Origin of the sequence: Sphingomonas donggukensis (assembly GCF_023674425.1) — a bacterium.
Taxonomy (GTDB): Bacteria; Pseudomonadota; Alphaproteobacteria; order Sphingomonadales; family Sphingomonadaceae; genus Sphingomonas; species Sphingomonas donggukensis.
The window spans coordinates 1,443,217-1,461,774 of record NZ_CP098401.1; the positions used below are offsets into that span (position 1 = coordinate 1,443,217).

General features: G+C 67.4%; 19 protein-coding genes. 13 read left to right on the top strand and 6 right to left on the bottom strand.

Translation table 11 applies throughout. The features are described from left to right. Window position 1 precedes the first annotated feature (1 nt). From pstC to M9980_RS07105, 8 genes are all read left to right on the top strand, one after another. A complete protein-coding gene (pstC, locus tag M9980_RS07070) occupies window positions 2-1,375 on the top strand; it encodes a phosphate ABC transporter permease subunit PstC (protein ID WP_250754763.1) in 1,374 nt (457 codons plus the stop codon). Beyond that, window positions 1,368-2,627, top strand: a complete 1,260-nt coding sequence (gene pstA / locus M9980_RS07075) for a phosphate ABC transporter permease PstA (RefSeq protein WP_250754765.1) — start codon at window positions 1,368-1,370, stop codon at window positions 2,625-2,627. The genes pstC and pstA overlap by 8 nt, the downstream gene beginning before the upstream one ends. A gap of 17 nt (window positions 2,628-2,644) precedes the next feature. Further along, window positions 2,645-3,391, top strand: a complete 747-nt coding sequence (gene pstB / locus M9980_RS07080; RefSeq protein WP_250754809.1) for a phosphate ABC transporter ATP-binding protein PstB — start codon at window positions 2,645-2,647, stop codon at window positions 3,389-3,391. Window positions 3,392-3,424: 33 nt separating this feature from the next. Further along, window positions 3,425-4,144, top strand: a complete 720-nt coding sequence (phoU, locus tag M9980_RS07085; RefSeq protein WP_250754811.1) for a phosphate signaling complex protein PhoU — start codon at window positions 3,425-3,427, stop codon at window positions 4,142-4,144. Next, window positions 4,141-4,833, top strand: a complete 693-nt coding sequence (gene phoB, locus M9980_RS07090; RefSeq protein WP_250754767.1) for a phosphate regulon transcriptional regulator PhoB — start codon at window positions 4,141-4,143, stop codon at window positions 4,831-4,833. The genes phoU and phoB overlap by 4 nt, the downstream gene beginning before the upstream one ends. A gap of 102 nt (window positions 4,834-4,935) precedes the next feature. After that, window positions 4,936-5,298, top strand: coding sequence for a Fe-S oxidoreductase (locus M9980_RS07095; RefSeq protein ID WP_250754769.1), 363 nt, complete (start codon window positions 4,936-4,938; stop codon window positions 5,296-5,298). Between the two features lie 217 nt (window positions 5,299-5,515). Beyond that, window positions 5,516-6,412, top strand: a complete 897-nt coding sequence (locus M9980_RS07100; RefSeq protein WP_250754772.1) for an SDR family NAD(P)-dependent oxidoreductase — start codon at window positions 5,516-5,518, stop codon at window positions 6,410-6,412. Between the two features lie 67 nt (window positions 6,413-6,479). Next, window positions 6,480-7,556: a hypothetical protein gene (locus M9980_RS07105; RefSeq protein WP_250754774.1), complete on the top strand. Its 1,077-nt coding sequence runs from the start codon at window positions 6,480-6,482 to the stop codon at window positions 7,554-7,556. 150 nt (window positions 7,557-7,706) lie between these two features. Here M9980_RS07105 and M9980_RS07110 read toward each other — a convergent pair whose 3' ends face one another. Both M9980_RS07110 and epsC read right to left on the bottom strand, forming a co-directional pair. Continuing rightward, a complete protein-coding gene (locus M9980_RS07110) occupies window positions 7,707-8,051 on the bottom strand; it encodes a DUF2794 domain-containing protein (RefSeq protein WP_250754776.1) in 345 nt (114 codons plus the stop codon). Beyond that, on the bottom strand, window positions 8,051-8,731 hold the full coding sequence (gene epsC / locus M9980_RS07115; RefSeq protein ID WP_250754813.1) for a serine O-acetyltransferase EpsC: 681 nt from the start codon (window positions 8,729-8,731) through the stop codon (window positions 8,051-8,053). The genes M9980_RS07110 and epsC overlap by 1 nt, the downstream gene beginning before the upstream one ends. Before the next feature lie 153 nt (window positions 8,732-8,884). On the opposite strand from epsC, the gene M9980_RS07120 reads away from it, so the two are divergent. Continuing rightward, window positions 8,885-9,646, top strand: a complete 762-nt coding sequence (locus tag M9980_RS07120) for a sulfite exporter TauE/SafE family protein (RefSeq protein WP_250754777.1) — start codon at window positions 8,885-8,887, stop codon at window positions 9,644-9,646. A 48-nt stretch (window positions 9,647-9,694) separates the two neighbouring features. Further along, window positions 9,695-10,594 (top strand): hydrogen peroxide-inducible genes activator, encoded by a 900-nt coding sequence (locus M9980_RS07125; protein ID WP_250754814.1) that lies wholly within the window; start codon window positions 9,695-9,697, stop codon window positions 10,592-10,594. Between the two features lie 159 nt (window positions 10,595-10,753). Here M9980_RS07125 and M9980_RS07130 read toward each other — a convergent pair whose 3' ends face one another. Genes M9980_RS07130 through pgsA form a run of 3 tightly spaced genes read right to left on the bottom strand, consistent with a single transcriptional unit; the run spans window position 10,754 to window position 12,008 of the window. Continuing rightward, on the bottom strand, window positions 10,754-11,191 hold the full coding sequence (locus M9980_RS07130) for a molybdenum cofactor biosynthesis protein MoaE (RefSeq protein WP_250748089.1): 438 nt from the start codon (window positions 11,189-11,191) through the stop codon (window positions 10,754-10,756). Beyond that, complete coding sequence (gene moaD / locus M9980_RS07135; RefSeq protein ID WP_250748097.1) at window positions 11,188-11,439, bottom strand: molybdopterin converting factor subunit 1; 252 nt, start codon at window positions 11,437-11,439, stop codon at window positions 11,188-11,190. Before moaD ends, M9980_RS07130 begins: the two co-directional genes overlap by 4 nt. Next, the gene (gene pgsA / locus M9980_RS07140; protein ID WP_250748106.1) at window positions 11,439-12,008 is read right to left on the bottom strand and encodes a CDP-diacylglycerol--glycerol-3-phosphate 3-phosphatidyltransferase; all 570 of its coding nucleotides are present in this window, start codon (window positions 12,006-12,008) and stop codon (window positions 11,439-11,441) included. Before pgsA ends, moaD begins: the two co-directional genes overlap by 1 nt. A 148-nt stretch (window positions 12,009-12,156) precedes the next feature. On the opposite strand from pgsA, the gene M9980_RS07145 reads away from it, so the two are divergent. Next, window positions 12,157-13,446 (top strand): MFS transporter, encoded by a 1,290-nt coding sequence (locus tag M9980_RS07145; protein WP_250748117.1) that lies wholly within the window; start codon window positions 12,157-12,159, stop codon window positions 13,444-13,446. A gap of 18 nt (window positions 13,447-13,464) precedes the next feature. Here M9980_RS07145 and M9980_RS07150 read toward each other — a convergent pair whose 3' ends face one another. Beyond that, window positions 13,465-13,632: a hypothetical protein gene (locus tag M9980_RS07150; protein WP_250748119.1), complete on the bottom strand. Its 168-nt coding sequence runs from the start codon at window positions 13,630-13,632 to the stop codon at window positions 13,465-13,467. Window positions 13,633-14,047: 415 nt separating this feature from the next. Here M9980_RS07150 and M9980_RS07155 point away from each other — a divergent pair, with 415 nt between their 5' ends. After that, window positions 14,048-14,974: a pectinesterase family protein gene (locus tag M9980_RS07155; protein ID WP_250748127.1), complete on the top strand. Its 927-nt coding sequence runs from the start codon at window positions 14,048-14,050 to the stop codon at window positions 14,972-14,974. 37 nt (window positions 14,975-15,011) lie between these two features. Beyond that, complete coding sequence (locus M9980_RS07160; protein ID WP_250748142.1) at window positions 15,012-18,539, top strand: TonB-dependent receptor; 3,528 nt, start codon at window positions 15,012-15,014, stop codon at window positions 18,537-18,539. Window positions 18,540-18,558 lie beyond the last annotated feature (19 nt).

Below are 18,558 nucleotides of genomic sequence, written 5' to 3' on the forward strand. Positions count from 1 at the left end.
CGTGAACGGCGTGGCCCTCCTCGCCCTGATCGCCGGCCTGGCCCTGATAGGCTGGATGAGCGCGCGGGCGCGGGCGTTCGCGTTTGCGGGCGGACCGGCACGGGCCAATTCGCTGCCCGGACAGCATGCCGCCTATGTCGTGCTGTGGGTGGTCGTGCCGGCGCTGATCTTCCTCGCCGGGTGGGCGGCGCTCAGCCCGTCGCTGGTCACCGCCACCGCCCTCTCCCACCCCGCCGCCAGCGTGCTGCCGGCGGGCGGGTTCGAGCGCGAGGCAATATTGAACGAGGCGCGCAGCCTGGCAGCGGGCAGCGCATACGGCGCCTTCTATTCGCAGTCGGAAGGCCTGGCCCCCGCCTTCGCCGCCGCGGCCAGCCGCTATCGCTGGATCGGGACGATCGTCGCGATCCTGCTGGCCTTTGCCGGCGGCGCCTATGCGCTGAGCCGCGTCGCGCCGGCGTTTCGGGCGCGTGCGCAGGTCGAGCGCGGGGTAATGCTCGCGCTGCTGGTCGCGTCGCTGATCGCGATCCTGACGACGCTCGGCATCTTCCTCAGCCTCGTGTTCGAAAGCGTGCGCTTTTTCGAGCGCGTGCCGGTCACCGACTTCCTGCTCGGCACCAACTGGAGCCCGCAGGTCATCCCGGCGAACGACCCCGGCAGCGCGCTGGGCGCGGTGCCGCTGTTCTGGGGCACCTTCTTCATCGGTGCGGTCATCGCGATGCTGGTGGCGATTCCGTTCGGGCTGATGAGCGCGATCTACCTCACGCAGTACGCCAAGCCCTCGGTGCGGCGCTGGGTGAAGCCGATGCTGGAGGTGCTCGCAGGGATTCCGACCGTCGTGTACGGCTATTTCGCGGCGCTGACCGTCGGGCCGGCGATCCGGCAGGTCGCGGTGGCGCTGGGCATGCCGTTCGCCAGTTCGGAAAGCGCGCTGTCGGCGGGGCTGGTGATGGGGGTGATGATCATCCCGTTCGTGTCGTCGATGGCGGACGACGCGATCGCCGCGGTGCCGGCGTCGATGCGCGACGGCAGCCTGGCGATGGGGGCGACCACCAACGAGACGATCCGCCGCGTCCTGATGCCCGCCGCGCTGCCGGGCGTGGTGGCGGGCGTGCTGCTGGCGGTCAGCCGCGCGATCGGGGAGACGATGATCGTGGTGATGGCAGCGAGCGGCGCGGCGACGATCACGCTGAACCCGTTCGAAAGCGCCACCACCGTCACTAAGCAGATCGTCGACCTGCTGACCGGGGAAGCCGAGTTCGACAGCCCGAAGACGCTCGCCGCGTTCGCATTGGGCCTCACGCTGTTCCTCATCACCTTCCTGCTGAACATCGTCGCATTGAGCGTCGTGAAACGGTATCGGGAAGCGTATGAATAGCGCCCCGCGCACGCCGACCGACTGGCGGGACAACGCGATGCAGCGCCGCATCCGCCGCCGCTATGCCGCCGAGCGCCGCTTCCGGCTGATGGGGTTGCTGGCGGTTGTGCTGTCGGGCGCGTTCCTGGCGTTCCTGCTCGGGTCGATGGTGTCTGGCGGGATCGGCGGGTTTCAACGCACGCAGGTGAAGCTGTCGATCGATTTCGAGAGCCTGGCGCTGCCGATCACCCGCGCGCAGTTGCAGGGGCCGGGCGCAGACCTCGCCATCTCGGGCGCGGGGCTTCAGGGTGCGGTTTCTAGCGCGGCGGTCGCCGCGTTCGGCCCGGACGGCGACCGGGTGATCGCCGATGCCGCGTGGCTGAAAGTGCGCGACGCGATCCGCGCCGACCCCGCCATCCTGCGCACCCGTGCGGCGATCGACGTGCCGGCATCGACCGACATCGATGCGGCGATGCGGGGGACCGGATCGCCAGAGGCAGAGGCGATCGTCGCGCGGTTGGAAGGACTTCGGCTGATCTCGACCGGGTTCAACCCCGATTTCTTCACCCGCGCCGACGCCACCGATCCCGGCGCGGTCGGCATCTGGGGGGCGCTGAAGGGATCGCTGATGACGATGCTGGTGACGCTGGCCATCGCTTTCCCGATCGGCGTGCTGTCGGCGGTGTACCTCGAGGAATATGCGCCGCGGAACCGCTGGACCGACCTGATCGAGGTGTCGATCAACAACCTGGCCGCGGTGCCGTCGATCATCTTCGGCCTGCTGGGGCTGGCGGTGCTGCTGGGCACGTTCGGCCTGCCGCGGTCGGCGCCGATCGTCGGCGGACTGACGCTTGCCCTGATGATCATGCCGGTCATCGTCATCGCCGGGCGCAACGCGATCAAGGCGGTGCCGCCGTCGATCCGCGATGCCGCGCTCGGCATCGGTGCCAGCCGCATCCAGGTCGTGTTCCACCACGTCCTGCCGATCGCGCTGCCCGGCATCCTGACCGGCACGATCATCGGCATGGCGCGCGCGTTGGGCGAGACCGCGCCGCTGCTGATGATCGGGATGCGCGCCTTCATCGCCAGCCCGCCGCAGGGTTTCACCGACCCCGCCACCGTGCTGCCGGTGCAGATTTTCCTGTGGTCGGACGAGGTGAGCCAGGGCTTCGTCGAGAAGACGTCGGCGGCGATCCTGGTGCTGCTCGCCTTCCTGCTGGCGATGAATGCGCTCGCCATCTACCTCCGCAACAGGTTCGAGACCCGCTGGTGACCCTTAGCTCCCCCAAAATGGCCGCGCGCGGCGTCAGCGTCTCCTACGCCGGCAAGCAGGCGGTGTCCGACGTGTCGATTGACATGGCGGTGGACGAGGTGACAGCCTTCATCGGGCCAAGCGGCTGCGGCAAGTCGACGTTCCTGCGCACCCTGAACCGGATGAACGACACCATCCCGTCGGCGCACGTGACCGGCAAGATCCTGCTGGACGGCGAGGACATCTACGCGTCGGACATGGACGTGGTACAGCTGCGCGCGCGCGTCGGCATGGTGTTCCAGAAGCCCAATCCCTTCCCCAAGTCGATCTTCGAGAACGTCGCCTACGGCCCACGCATCCACGGGCTGGCGCAGTCGAAGGGCGAGCTGGCCGACATCGTCGAACGGTCGCTGAAGCGCGCCGGGCTGTGGGACGAGGTGAAGGACCGGTTGCAGGACAGCGGCACCGCGCTGTCAGGCGGGCAGCAGCAGCGGCTGTGCATCGCGCGCGCGATCGCGGTCGACCCGGAAGTGATCCTGATGGACGAGCCGTGCAGCGCGCTCGACCCGATCGCGACCGCGCGGATCGAGGAGCTGATCGCCGACCTGCGCGGCAATTACGCCATCGTCATCGTCACCCACAACATGCAGCAGGCCGCGCGCGTGTCGCAGCGCACCGCGTTCTTCCACCTGGGGCAGCTGGTCGAATACGGGCTGACCGACGAGATCTTCACCGCGCCGCGCGAGGCGCGGACCAAGGATTACATCACGGGGCGTTATGGTTGAGGCCTGCCCGACCGCGCTCACAAGGAGCAAATGATGCCGACTGGTCACGAACATACCGTCAAGGCGTTCGACGCCGACATCGGCCAGCTGCGCGGCCTGATCTCGCAGATGGGCGGGCTTGCCGAACAGGCGATCGCCGATGCGATGACCGCGCTGACCCGCGGCGACGAGACGCTCGCACGCCAGGTCCGCGACAAGGACAAGGCGATTGATGCGATTGAGGCGGAGGTCGAGCGGCTGGCGGTGCGCGTCATCGCGCTGCGCGCACCGATGGCGGACGATTTGCGTGAGGTCGTCGCCGCGCTGAAGATCGCCGCGGTGATCGAGCGGATCGGCGATTATGCCAAGAACATCGCCAAGCGCGTGCCGATGATCCACACCGGTGCCGACCGCATCGAGGCGCTGTCGATCCTGCCGGCGATGGCGGTGCTGGCCAGCGACATGGTGCGCGACGTGCTGGATGCGTTCGCCAGGCGCGACGCGGCGGCGGCGATCGACGTGTGCCAACGCGACCGCGCGGTCGACGATTTCTACAATTCGATCTTCCGCGTGCTGCTGACCTTCATGGCCGAAAATCCGAAGACGATCAGCGAGGTCGCGCACCTGATGTTCGTCGCCAAGAACCTGGAACGGATCGGCGACCACGCCACCAACGTCGCCGAAATGGTCTATTTCGCGGCGACCGGCCGCTACCTCGCCGACCGCGAGAACGACATCATGGGCGACGGCCCGCAGGGGGAGACGAGGTTGTGAGCCGCGCGACGATGCTGCTGGTCGAGGACGATCCCGCGCTGGCGGAGCTGGTGTCCTGGAACTTCCGCCGCGAGGATTTCGAGGTCCGCCACACCGCCGACGGCGAGGAAGCGATGCTGATGGCGCAGGAGGCAGCACCCGACATCGTCCTGCTCGACTGGATGATCGAGGGGGGCATTTCCGGCCTGGAAGTTTGCCGCCGCCTGCGCCGCCAGACCGCCACGCAGAACGTGCCCATCATCATGCTGACCGCGCGCGGCGAGGAGGAGGACCGTGTCCGGGGACTGGAGACGGGCGCCGACGATTACGTGACAAAGCCGTTTTCCCCGCGCGAGCTGATCGCCCGCGTCAACGCGGTGCTGCGCCGCGTGCGGCCGGGGCTGGCGGGCGAATCGCTGACTTATGGCGATCTGGAAATGGACACCGTCGGCCACAAGGTGAAGCGCGGCGGCGACACGGTCGCGCTGGGGCCGACCGAGTTCCGGCTGCTGAAGCATTTCCTGGAGCATCCCGGCTGGGTGTTCTCGCGCGAGCGGCTGCTCGATGCGGTGTGGGGGCACGATTCTGACATCGAGGCGCGGACCGTCGACGTCCACATCCGGCGGCTGCGCAAGGCGATCAACGTCGGCGACCGGCCCGACATCATTCGCACTGTCCGTTCAGCGGGTTATGCGCTGGATGCCGGGTAGCGAGCGACGAAAGTCGGATCGCAGAGGCAACGACTCCGCGCGTGCCGCGTTACCCAGCATGACGCACGAACAGATGCGCCGAAATCTAGGAGCGATCCGATCATGAAAGCCCTCTTGCTGGCGACTGCGCTCGCCTTTGGCGGCACGGCTGCCGTCGCACAGGACATGCAGACCCCGCCGCCGCCCCCTGCGCCGCAGGCTGCACCGATGCCGCCCGCAGCACCCATGCCGCCGCCGCCGCCGGCCGATCCCGCCGCACCGATGGCCGACCAGACGATGACGCCGGCCACGCCGCCTGCGCCCCCGCCGCCGGCTGATCCTGCAGCAATGGCGCCGCCGCCCGCACCCTCGATGGACGCAGGCGCCCCTGCACCGATGACGGCCCCGCCGCCGCCGGCGCCCAAGGCGAATTATCCGCTGTGTTCGAAGACGATAACCGACAGCTGCCGCCAGCGCGGCGGCTGATCGACCGTCCTTGACGCTACGGCGGGCGCGGCTTCCAACCGGAGGCCGCGCCCGTTGTGTGTTCCCTCCCCATCCGTTCGTTTCGAGCGTAGTCGAGAAACCGCAACGGGAGCGCAGGTGGCGGTTTCTCGACTACGCTCGAAACGAACGGCGAAGGTGTTTCCGGTTTCCGCTGCCGCCGCTAAGGCCCTTCGCAAACCCGCAATGGAGAGCCTGAATGATCATCGATTTTGCCGGAAAAGTCGCCATCGTCACCGGAGCCGGCGGTGGCTTGGGCCGCGCCTATGCGCTCGATCTGGCGCGGCGCGGGGCGAAAGTGGTGGTGAACGATCTGGGCGGATCGCGCGACGGCACCGGCCATTCCGATGCTGCGCTGAAGGTGGTCGAGGAAATCGAGGCGGCGGGCGGCACCGCGATGGCGAACGGCGGCAGCGTCACCGAATACGACCAGATGGTCGAGATGGTCGCGCGCGCGAAGGAAGCGTTCGGCGGCGTCCACATCCTCATCAACAACGCCGGCGTGCTTCGCGACAAGAGCTTCGCCAAGATGGAGCCCGCCGACTTCAAATTCGTCGTCGACGTCCATCTGAACGGCTCCGCCAACTGCACCAAGGCGGTGTGGGAGACGATGCGCGAGCAGGCGTATGGCCGCATTCTGATGACGGCGTCGTCGACCGGTTTGTTCGGCAATTTCGGCCAGGCGAATTATGGCGCGGCGAAGCTGGGCCTCGCCGGGCTGACCAAGACGCTGGCGCTGGAGGGCGCCAAGTATAACGTCCGGGTCAACACCATCGCGCCGACCGCTGGCACGCGGATGACCGAGGATCTGTTCCCCGCCGACGCTTTCAAGCTGTTCGCGCCCGAGACAGTCGCGCCGGCGGCGGTGTATCTGGTGAGCGAGGATGCGCCGACCAACGCGATCCTGGGCGCGGGCGCGGGCGTCTTCCAGGCGGCCTATGTCACGCTGACGCCGGGGGTGCGCCTGCAGGGCGACGAGCTGACCGCCGAGGGGGTCGCCGCGCACTGGGCCGGGATCACCGACCGGACCGGAGAGATCGTGCCGCAGTCCGGGTCCGAACAGGCGATGACGATCCTCAAGCACTTCCAAGGCTGACCGCTCGCCGCACTGTATTGCATCACCAATACACTCGTGGTAGCCTTCCCCAACAGGGAGGATTGCCATGTATAGCGAACAGGATCTGATGAGCGCCGTGGAGGCCGGGGCGATCACCCCCGACGCCGCCGCGGCACTGCGCAATCATATCGCCGCGACGCGGGGCGCGCCGTCGGTGGACGAGGAACAGTTCCGGCTGCTGACCGGATTCAACGACATCTTCGTCGCGATCGCCAGCGCGCTGCTGCTGGCCGCGGTCGGGTGGATCGGCGGGTCGGTCTGGTCGCCGCTCGGTGGCGCGGCGGTTGCGGCAGTGGCATGGGGGCTGGCCGAATATTTCACGCGCGAGCGGCGGATGGCGCTGCCGAGCATCCTGCTGCTGCTTGCCTTCGTCGGCGGGGTCGCGGCGACGCTGGCCGGGGTAGTCGCGGACAATGGCGACGCGCTGGGTCGCTGGATCGAGGCACAGAGCGCCGACCGCAACGTGCAGATGGCGATTGCGGGCACCATCGCTGCGGTGATCGCGGGCGTCGCGGCGTTTGCGGCGTGGCTGCACTGGCGGCGGTTCATGGTGCCGATCACGGTCGCCGCGGGTGCGGTTGCGGTGGTGGGCGTGGTCATGTCGCTGATCGTCGGGCTGATCCCGCCGGCGCGCGACGCGATCTTCCCGCTGGTGCTGGTCGCGGGCATCGCCATGTTCGCCTTCGCCATGCGGTGGGACATCAGCGACCGTGAGCGGCGCACGCGGCGCAGCGACGTCGCCTTCTGGCTGCACCTCGCCGCCGCACCGATGATCGCGCACTCCGTGTTCCACATGCTCGGCGTGTTCGACGCCCGCATCGGCGTCGGCATGGCGGTGATCGTGGTGGCGCTGTACGTCGCCTTCGCGATTGTCGCGCTGGCGGTTGATCGGCGGGCGTTGCTCGTCTCGAGCCTCGCTTACGTCCTGTACGCACTGGTGTCGCTGTTCGAGACGGCGGGGGCGGTCGAGCTGTCGGCGGCGTTCACGGGCCTCGTGATCGGGTCGGCGCTGCTGCTGCTGTCCGCCTTCTGGCACCGCGCCCGCGGGCTGGTCGTCGGGGCGCTCGGTACGATCGCCGGGTATCTGCCGCCGGTGCAGCAACCCCGCCTCGCCCACGTCTGACGGCTTGATATGAAAGCGCCCGGCAGTCCTCCACGGACCGCCGGGCGTTTTACGGCATTCTCCCTCACCCGTTCGTTTCGAGCGAAGTCGAGAAACCTGTCTACAGATCCTGTTTCTCGACTTCGCTCGAAACGAACGGTGAAGTGGGAGTTAACCCTCGACCAACTTCATCAGCCGGCGCTCGACCGGTGCGAGGACGGGGCCAAGATCATGCCCCCGTTTCAGGACCGCCCCCGACTCCCCCACCAGCGCCCACATGCCCTGCTTGCCGCGCAGGCTCGGGCGCTTCTCGATGCGGAATTCGGGGCGTTCGGCGGCGCGGCGGAAGGCGGCGAAGATCGCGGCGTCGCGGCCGAGATCGATCGCATAGTCGCGCCAGTGCCCGGCGGCCACCATGCGGCCGTAGAGGTCGAGGATGCGGTTGAGTTCCAGCCGCTCGAACCCGATCTGAAGCGGGCGTCCGGCGGCGAGCGGGAATGGCGTGACGCTGCCCATCAGGCGCGATCACGCTCCTGATTTTCGGCCTGTTCGCGTGAGGCGAGCCGCGCGCGCATGTCGACCAGGTCGCGCTCGATCATGTCGAACCGCGTCATGCTGGCCTCGCTCATCTCGCGGCAGGGCGTGCCGTAGGGGACGAAATCGCGCTGGTAGGTTTCCGCCTCCACCACCACCGCGCGTGCCGGGATGCCGACCATCGTCGCGCCCGGGGGCACTTCCTTCGTCACCACAGCGTTCGCGCCGATCCGCGCGCGTTCGCCGACCAGGATGGGACCCAGAACCTGCGCGCCCGACCCGACGATGACCCCGTTTCCAATCGTCGGATGACGCTTGCCCGCCACGCCGTTGTCGGGGCTGGTCCCGCCCAGCGTCACGCATTGGTAGATGGTGACGTCGTCGCCGATCACCGCGGTCTCGCCGATGACGGTGAAGCCGTGGTCGATGAAGAAATTGCGCCCGATGACGGCACCGGGATGGATGTCGATCGCGGTCAGGAAGCGCGAGAAATGGTTCACGAACCGCGCGAGGAAGAACAGATCGGCCTGGAACAGCCAGTGCGCGACGCGGTGCAGCCCGACCGCGAGGACGCCGGGATACAGCAGGATTTCCCAGCGCGAGCGCGGCGCGGGGTCGCGGCTCTTGATCGAATCCAGATAATCGACGAGCCGTGGCATGATCGCAAATCCCCTTGGCCCGTCCATGTAGGATGCGATTTCGGCGATTTCCAGCACGGCGATGTCTCGCCTTGGCTGCGCGATAGCCTATCTGTGTTGTCGGAATTGCCGCGCGCCGTCATGGTACCCACGCCGCCCCCGGTTGAGAGGATTCGAATGCTCGACGGCATCGACTGGCAAGCCCTCCTGCCCTTCATCGCAGTCGGGTTTGCCGCGCAGATCGTCGACGGGGCGCTGGGCATGGCCTTCGGCGTGCTGTCGAACCTGTTGTTGCTGGGCCTGGGCGTGCCGCCCGCCGCGGCGTCGGCGGGGGTGCATACGGTTGAGACGTTCACGACCGCGGTGTCGGGCGTCAGCCACACGCTGCACAGGAATGTGCAGTGGAAGATGTTCTTCCGCCTGGTCATCCCTGGCGTCATCGGCGGGGTGCTGGGCGCCTATATGCTCTCGAACCTCCATGCCGAGGTCGCGAAGCCGTTCGTGCTGACGTATCTGATCGGCATCGGCCTGTACCTGCTGTGGCGCGGCTGGCACTTCCCGCCGATCGAGCGCAAGCCCAAGATCGTCGAGCCGCTGGGGCTGATCGGCGGGTTTCTGGATGCCGCCGGGGGCGGCGGCTGGGGGCCCGTAGTGACGTCGAACCTGCTGGTGCAGGGCGCCAACCCGCGGATGACGGTCGGCACGGTCAACACCGCCGAATTCTTCCTGGCGGCGACGATTTCAGCCACGTTTATCACCACGCTCGGTTGGGCCGCGTTCACGCTGGCGACGGTCGGGCTGCTGATCGGCGGAGTCGTCGCCGCGCCGCTCGGGGCGCTGCTGGCGAAGCGGGTGCCGGCGCGGGTGCTGATGCTGCTGGTCGGCGCGTTGCTGACGCTCACCAGCCTCTACAATCTCTACGCCTCGGTCTGGCGGTAGATCGCCGGTTTCGTATATAACCGGGCCAGTCATCGACGGAGACGATCACTGGCTGCGACCTACCTGCCCACGATCAAGCAGCTCCACTATCTCGTCGCGCTGCGCGATGCGGGGCATTTCGGGCGCGCGGCAGCGAGCTGTTTCGTCACCCAATCGACGCTGTCGGCGGGCATCCGCGAGTTGGAGACGCTGATCGGCGTGACCCTGGTCGAGCGGACGCGGCGGGTGGTGCGGTTCACGCCGCTGGGCGAGCGCATCGTCGACAAGGCACGGCGCGTGCTGCGCGAGGCGGACGAACTGGGCGACATGGCGCGCGCCGCCGGGCGCCCCTTGTCGGGCGAGATGCGGATGAGCGTGATCCCGACGATCGCGCCGTTCATGCTGCCACGCATCCTGCCGCGGCTGCGGCGCGATTACCCCGACCTGAAGCTGTACCTGCGTGAAGAGCCGAGTGCGGCGGCGTGCGAGCGGCTGAGCCACGGGCGCACTGACTGCGTGCTGCTGGCGCTGCCCTATGCCTGCGGCGACGTCGAAGCTGTGACGCTGTTCGCCGACACCCTGCACTTCGCCTTCCAGCGCGGCGAGATCGACCCGCCGACGCGCGGCATCCGCCCGGACGCGATCGACGAGACCCGCCTGCTGTTGCTGGAGGATGGGCATTGCCTGAAGGACCATGCGCTCGCCGCCTGCAACCGGCCAGAAATCCGCGCCGAGCCGACGATGCTCGGCACATCGCTGCACACGATCGTGCAGATGGTCGACAACGGCCTGGGCATGACGATCCTGCCAGCGATGGCGGTCGATGCGGGGATATTGGAGGGCACGCAGGTCGTCGCCTGCCCGCTCGCCGCCGACGACCCCGCACGCGACATCGCGCTGGTATGGCGAAGGGGGTCGCCGCGGGAGAAGGATTTCCGGTTGCTGGCGGGGGTGCTGGCGGAGGGGTAGAATTTCCCCGTTCGTTTCGAGCGTAGTCGAGAAACGGTTACCGGGCGCTCCTCTGCGGTTTCTCGACTACGCTCGAAACGAACGGGAGGGTGGTCGTGATCTCCGTCCCCCACCCGGTCGTGCTGAGGTTATCGACGCACGAACGGAAGATGTTTCCCCCTACCGCCACCGCTCCGCGGCAGCGTCGTCCGTGCCGCGCGCCTCGACCCAGCGGGCCGCGTCGGCGCGGGTTTCGCGTTTCCAGAAGGGGGCGTCGGTTTTCAGCCGGTCGATCAGATACGCGCACGCATCGAGTGCCGCCGAGCGGTGTGGAGCCGCGGTGGCTACAAGGACGATGCGCTCGCCGGGACGCATCGCGCCGACGCGGTGGATGATCGTCGCGGCGGTCAGCGCGAAGCGGTCGGTCGCCTCCCGCGCCACCGCCTCCAGCGCGGCTTCGGTCATGCCGGGGTAGTGCTCGAGTTCCAGCACCGCCACGCCGTCGTCGGCGCGGACGAGGCCGGTGAAGGTCGCGACCGCCCCCGCCCCGTCGCCTTCGACCGCGGCCAGCGCCGCGGCGACGTCGATCGGCTCGCTCTGGACGCCGACGCGGATCATCCGCCGGTCACCGGGGGAAAGATCGCGACTTCGCGCGCGCCGGCCAGCAACGCGTCGAGCGGCACGAACTGCTGGTCGATCGCCGCGCGCAACCGGGTGCGGTCGGCGAAGGCGGTGGCGTGGGGCACGCTGTCACGCGCAAGCCAGTCCAGCAGTTCGGTAACCGTAGTAACGTCCGCAGGAGGCGCCACGTTCTCGCTGCCCTTCCCGACCGCCTCGCGCACCCAGGCGAAATACAGGACGTCCATCAGCTATCCATGTGCTTCAGGCCGATGCGCAGATAGTCCCAGCCGGTGACAAGGGTCAGCACGGCGGCGCCCCAAAGCGCAAACAGGCCGGTCAGCTTCACGAACGCCAGTCCTGGCAGCGCGCCGGCCAGGATCAGCGCGCCGAGCGCGACCAGTTGCAGTGTCGTCTTCCACTTCGCCAGCCGCGAGACCGGGATCGACACCTGGATGCCGCCCAGGAATTCGCGCAGGCCCGACACCATGATCTCGCGCAGCAGGATCACCATCGCCGGGATCAGATGGACGCCAGTGATGATCGCGCGATCCTCGAACCGGGTGCCCACCAGCATCAGGATCACTGCGGCGACCATGATCTTGTCTGCGATCGGATCGAGGAACTGGCCAAGCTTCGACACGGTGCCGCGCGCCCGCGCGACATAGCCGTCGAAATAATCGGTCAGCCCCATCAGGCAGTAGAGCGCGAACGCCAGCGCATAGCCCACCTCCCACTGCGGCCACCACAGCAGCGCGACCAGCAGCGGCACCGCGACGATCCGCGACAAGGTCAGCACGTTGGGAAGAGTGAGCATCGTTGGCCGGGCTTACGGTCCGCACCGGAAAACGGCAATGGCCGCGCGCGTCGCGACGCCGCGGAGGCGCGCAGAAACATGCGTTGCCGCAACCCTTTCCGATCCGCTATGCCCCTGGCCTTCGACAACGGCCGAGGCGCCAGTTCTCATGATCAGCGCCCTCGGGCTTCTCAAGGAGCGGCGATTCCTGCCGCTGTTCGTCACCCAGTTCCTCGGCGCCTTCAACGACAATCTGTTCAAGACCGCGATGGTCCTGTTCGCCACCTATCAGGTGTTCAACGATCCCGCGCTCGAACAGCATTTCAACGCGCTGGCGACCGGCCTCGCCATCCTGCCGTTCTTCCTGCTCTCGGCGCTTTCGGGGCAATTGGCCGACACGTTCGACAAGTCGCGAATCATCCGCATCGTCAAGACGGTCGAAATCTTCATCATGGTGTTCGGCGCCGCCGGGCTGCTGGCGGCGAAGGCGGGCTATACCAGCGTCGGCATCGGCATGATGCTGGGCGCGGTGCTGATGCTGGGTACCCATTCGACGTTCTTCGGGCCGATCAAATACGCGATCCTGCCGCAGCATCTGCAGGACGAGGAAGTGCTGGGCGGTACCGGCCTGGTCGAGGCGGCGACGTATCTGTCGATCCTCGCCGGCACGATCCTGGCGGGCTATGTCGCTGTCGAGGTCGCGGCGGGGCTGGTCGTCATCGTCGCGCTGATCGGCTGGTTCGCCGGGCGGATGGTGCCCCCGGCGCCAAGGATGGGGCCGAAGCTGAAGATCAACTACAATCCGTTCACGTCGTCGTGGCGGTTGATTTCGGCGACGATGCACATCCCGCGGCTTTTCCTGGCGATCTGCGCGATCAGCTTCTTCTGGACGATCGGGTCGGTGCTGATCATCATTTTCCCGGCGCTGGTGAAGAACGTGCTGACCGCCGACGAGCAGGTCGCGAGCCTGACGATCGCGGTATTCTCGGTCGGGGTGGCGATCGGCTCGGTGGCGATCAATGCCATGCTGAAGGGCAAGGTATCGGCGCGCTATTCGCCCGTCGCGGTGCTCGCGATGGCGGTGTGCGTCGTCGCCTTCTCGTTCGAGGCGCGCGGCTTCACCCCGGCGCCGACAGGCACGCTGTACGGTGTCGGCGACTTCCTGACGCACCCGCAATCGCTGGTCGTGATGGCGACCCTGCTGGCGATCGCGATCACGGGCGGCATCTTCGTCGTGCCGCTCTATGCGTTTCTGACGACGACGGTCACCAAGGATCAGACCGCGCGCACGGTCGCGGCCAACAACGTCGTCAATTCGGGCGCGATGACGATCGGATCGATCGCCGTCATCGTCATCACCGGCTTGGGCGTCACGCCGGAAAACATGCTGCTGCTGGTCGCCGCGATGTGCGTCGCGTCGGCGTGGCTGGCGCAAAAGCTGCACCGCGCCTGCGACTGAGCGCGGCGCACGTCTGCGTCAGATCAGGAACGTGTAGAAGCAGATGAAAAAGGCGGTGAAGCTCAGCGCGAACAGCTTCAGGTCGCTGTCCTGATCCGCGACCTCCACGGTGCGCAGTTTCGGCAGCGACTGGCGGAACGGATGCCGCCGGGCTTCGTCGGTCAGGACCAGGTAGCGTCTCTTCATGGCGATCGATTAACGCGCCGGTTACCAATTCGTCACCGTCAACAATCGGTTAACCGCCGTCCCGTCGCGAGACGCCGCGTGGTTACCCGCGCCCTCGCCCGCGTACAGCGGCAGCGCCCCTTCCCCTTGCGACGAGCGCCCGGACGCGATATGCCGTGATTCTGATACCGGTGTCATAACATCGGAAGCGGAGCTGCGGGGCGCAAAAGACGCACCGGCTTCGAAACGGGGGAGGACGGAGTTGGGAGCCGCGTGCGCCCGCCATCGCGATGACACCGGTGCACCAGGCCACGGCCCGGTCGATCGCCGGCGCGCGCTTGCGATCGGGGCTGCCGGGCTTTGCTGCCTGACCGTCCCGGCACAGGCGGCAACCCGCGCGGAGATCATTGTGTCAATCCGGCCCGGCATCGGCCATGTGGCATCCCTGTCTGCGGCGATCAACATGGCGCGGCAGCTCGGGCGCCCGGCCACCATCCGCCTGACCGCCGGCGTCTGGCGCGAGAAGCCGGTCGTGGACGTCCCCGACCTGACGATCGTCGGCGATGGAGCGACGAGCGTGCTGACCTTTGGCGCGGCCGCGGGGCTTCGCCGCCCCGACGGCACGCGCTGGGGCACCGGCGGATCGGCGACGCTGACGGTAGCGGCCCCGGGCGTGACGCTGCGCAACCTGACGATCCGCAACGATTTCGACTATCTTTCCGACCTCAGCAGCGGCGCGTCGGGCGGGGCGCAGGCGGTCGCGCTGTCGCTGGCGGCGGGGGCCGACCGCAGCGTCGTGCGCGACTGCGCGATCGAGGGATATCAGGACACTCTGTACGTGCGCGAAGGGCGCGCGTGGTTCGAGGATTGCCGCATCCTCGGCGGGACCGATTTCATCTTCGGCGGCGCCGCCGCGCGGTTCGAGGATTGCACGATCGTCAGCCGCGCCATCCCGGGGCCGATCGCGGGCTTCGTCGCCGCGCCGAGTACGCCCGCCGTCCAGCCGGTCGGGCTGGTGTTCCACCGCTGCCGGCTGGAGCGCGAGCGCGGTCTTGCCGACGGCACCGTATTTCTGGGGCGTCCGTGGCGCGCGGGTGGCAACATGGCGCTGACCGGGGCCGCCGCCTTCATCGATTGCCGGATGGACGCGCACATCGCGCGGTCGGGGTGGACGGCGATGGGCTACACCGCGCCGGACGGACGCCGCACGGAACTGACGCCGCAGGAGGCGCGGCTGGTCGAGCATGGCAGCCGCGGCCCCGGCGCTGCGCCCGCCGCCGACACCCGGCGCATGATCGACCGCGCCGCCGCCGCTGCGCTGCTGCAGGCAACCGACATCACGAATTGGCGACCGCGCGGATGACGCGGCGCCTGGGGAAATCTTGGGAGGGATGATTGCGATGAAGACCACACGACAGGCGCTGCACGGCGCGACGGCATCGACGCTGGCGATGGCGGTCGCGGCGCTGATCGGCGCGACGCCGGCGCTGGCGCAGGACGCGTCGAACCCGCCGCAGCGCCCGGCCACGCCCAACAACGCGCCGCAGCCATCGGTCGATTCGAACCAGATCGCCCCCGGTGCCGAGCCGACCCCGCAGAACGAAACCGCAACCGCCGCCCCCGACGCAGCGGACGGCGACATCGTCGTCACCGGATACCGCGCCGCCCTGCAAAGCGCGATATCGACCAAGCGCGAATCGATCGTGCAGGTCGATGCGATCAATGCAGAGGACATCGCCGACTTCCCCGACACCAACCTGGCGGAGTCGCTGCAGCGCCTGCCGGGCGTGTCGATCGACCGCGACAATGGCGAGGGCCGCGGCATCACCGTCCGCGGCCTCGGCGGCGATTTCAACCGTACCCGCCTGAACGGGCTGGAGGCGCTGGCGACCGCAGGGTCGAACGATGCGGGGACCAGCCCGAACCGCAGCCGCAGTTTCGACTACAACACGTTCGCATCCGAGCTGTTCAGTTCGCTGAAGGTGCAGAAGACCCCGTCCGCCGAAACCGATGAAGGCTCGCTCGGCGCGACCATCGACCTGCAGACCGGGCGTCCGTTCGACTACAAGAAGACGACCTTCGCGCTCTCGACCGAGGGCAGCTATCAGCAGAACAGCAAGAAATGGTCGCCGCGCATCGCCGGCCTCGCCTCCACCCGCTTTTTGAACGGCGACATGGGCATCCTGATCTCGGGCGCCTATTCGAAGTCGGAAAATTCGCTCGACCAGTATTTCCGCCAGCCGGGCCAGTCGGACTATCTCTACCGCGGCACGCAGTGGGCCGGGAACGAGAACCCGCAGCGCGCCGGCTTCTCCGCGCCCGCCGGCACGACCTTCGGCACCGCGATCACCAATCCCGAAGCGATCGCGGCGCAGACCGGATCGGACCCGACCGCCTATGCGAAGCTGTATCCGGGCGCGCCGTACAACACCGCGGGGCGCTTCGATGATTCGCTGGTGCGGATCCCGGCGCTCGCGACGTTGCAGCAGCAGGATGTGAAGAACGAGCGGATCGGCATCACCGGTTCGTACCAGTGGCAGATCAGCAACCGCACCCTGCTATCGATCGACGGCGCCTATTCGCGCTTCAAGAACCGGTCGACCAACAACCAGATTTCCTCGGTCGGCCTGAACCGCAACAACACCAACGCCACCTACAACACCGCGTCGAACACGCTGACGCCGTCCGCGGCGCGCGCGCTGTATCCCGGGCTGTGCGTGCCCAATGCCGGCAGCGACATCGTGCCCGCACAGGATTGCGGGAGCCAGCTGTACGGCACGACCCCGGCCTTCGCGACGGCGCTCAACAGCGCGAACGTGCTGGTGCCGTCCGTCCTCGCGCCGTCGGCAGTCACGCCGGGCGCGGTGGCGGCAAACGACCCGGCGACCGCCAACATCTTCTCGGTCAATCCGTTCAACCTCGATCCCTATGACTATTATAACAACCCCAATTCGGTCGGGTACATCGCGTCGACCAACCGGCTGGCGTTCCGCGGGCAGCTGATCGGGCGGCCGGCGGTCGACGTGCTCGATGCGAACGTCACCAACGGCGTCGCCGACTATCTGGTGCTCCGCAACGTCGACTTCCGCTCGGCCGCAGACCAAAGCGAATACACGACCGAGTTCCGTCAGGTGTCGATCAACCTGGCGCACGAGTTCACCGACAATTTCAAGGCGGTGTTCATCGGCGGCGGATCGCAGTCGACCAACGATACGCAAGGCCTGCTGGTCGAGTTCAACCGCATGGATAGCCCGGGCAGCTTCGTCTATGACGAGCGCGGTGACGGGGCGATGCCCAAGATCGATTTCGGCTTCGACGCCGCCGATCCGGCCAGCTGGCAGACGGTCAAGGGTTTCTCCGCGATCCGCCATTATGTCCGCAAGGTGAAAAACACCTACAAGCAGGCGAAGATCGATTTCGACTGGCAGGTGAACGACGAATTCAACCTGGGCTTCGGCGGCAACTATCGCGAGTTCGGGTTCGAGACGTCGCTGGCCGAGCGCAACAACGACCTGCTCAATCCGACACTGAGGGAAGCCGGCGCCACGGTCGCCTCGGTCAGCAAGACGATCGACTTCGGCCAGGGCCTGACCCTGCCCGAGGGGACCGCGACCAGCTTCCTGGTGCCGACGATCGCGGGTTTCCAGAACCTGTTCGACTTCACCTGCAACTGCGTCAACAAATGGGGCGACTGGCGCCTGACGACGCGGCGCAACGGCGGTCGCGAGAATTTTTCGGTGACCGAAAAGGACACCGGATTCTATTTCCAGGCAGACTGGAACACGATGCTGTTCGGGCGTCCGTTCCGCGGCAACGCGGGCACGCGCGTCGCGATCACCGACGTCACCTCGAACGGCACCACGACCGCGGGCCGTCCGATCGTCGGCACGAACCGCTACACCGATTACCTGCCGTCGATGAACCTGGTGTACGAGCCGATCGACAATGTGATCGTCCGTTTCGCCGCGTCGAAGGTGATGGCGCGTCCGCTGCTGGGCAATCTGTCGCCGACGATCACCGCCCTGTCGGTCCCGAACGACGGCAGCACGGTCGGCGCCTCGCTGACGGTGGGTAACCCCAAGCTGAAACCGTTCCGCTCGACCAACCTCGACGCCAGCTTCGAATGGTATTTCGCGCGCGGCGGGCTGTTCTCGGTCGCGCTGTTCCAGAAGGATATCGAAAGCTTCCCGCAGACGATCCTGTTCACCGGACCGCTCAGCAACTTCGCCGATGCCGCGACTGTGGCGGCGATCACCGCGCAGTTCACCAACGCCAACCAGATCGCGTATCTGAACAACAACGGCCCGTTCACCGCGCGCCAGTTCCAGGATGCACCGGGCGGCTATCTGCGCGGGATCGAGCTCAGCTATCAGCAGAACTTCACATTCCTGCCGTGGATCTTCCGCAACCTGGGCGCGCAGCTGAACTATACGTACATCAAGTCCGAGCTGAACTATATCCTCGACCCCGGCACCCAGTCGGCAGCGGGCGTGCAGCTGACCCCGCAGATTCTGGGCAAGGCGCCGTTCGTGGGCGTATCGCCGCAGGCAATCAACGCGACTTTGTTCTACGAAACCAAGAAGCTGCGTGCGCGCGTTTCGGGGGCGTATCGTAAAGGATACAGCACCGCCTACCCGATTGCGGCGGGGCCGTGCGCACCGGGCCTGACCAACAGCCCCGCCAACCCGTCGGTCGCCGGGGTCGAGTGCAACGGCCCGCTCGTCAACGACTTCGTCTATTCGAAGGCGACGACGAACATCGACGCGTCGGTCAGCTACAAGTTTACCAACTGGTTCTCGGTGACGGCGGAGGGGTTGAACCTGACCAACCAGACGACCAATCGCTTTGCCTATCAGGAGAATCCGGTCGTGACCCAATATGCGAGCTCGGGCCCGATCTACCGCGTCGGCGCGCGGTTCAAGTTCTGACCGTGGCGCGGCGGGACGG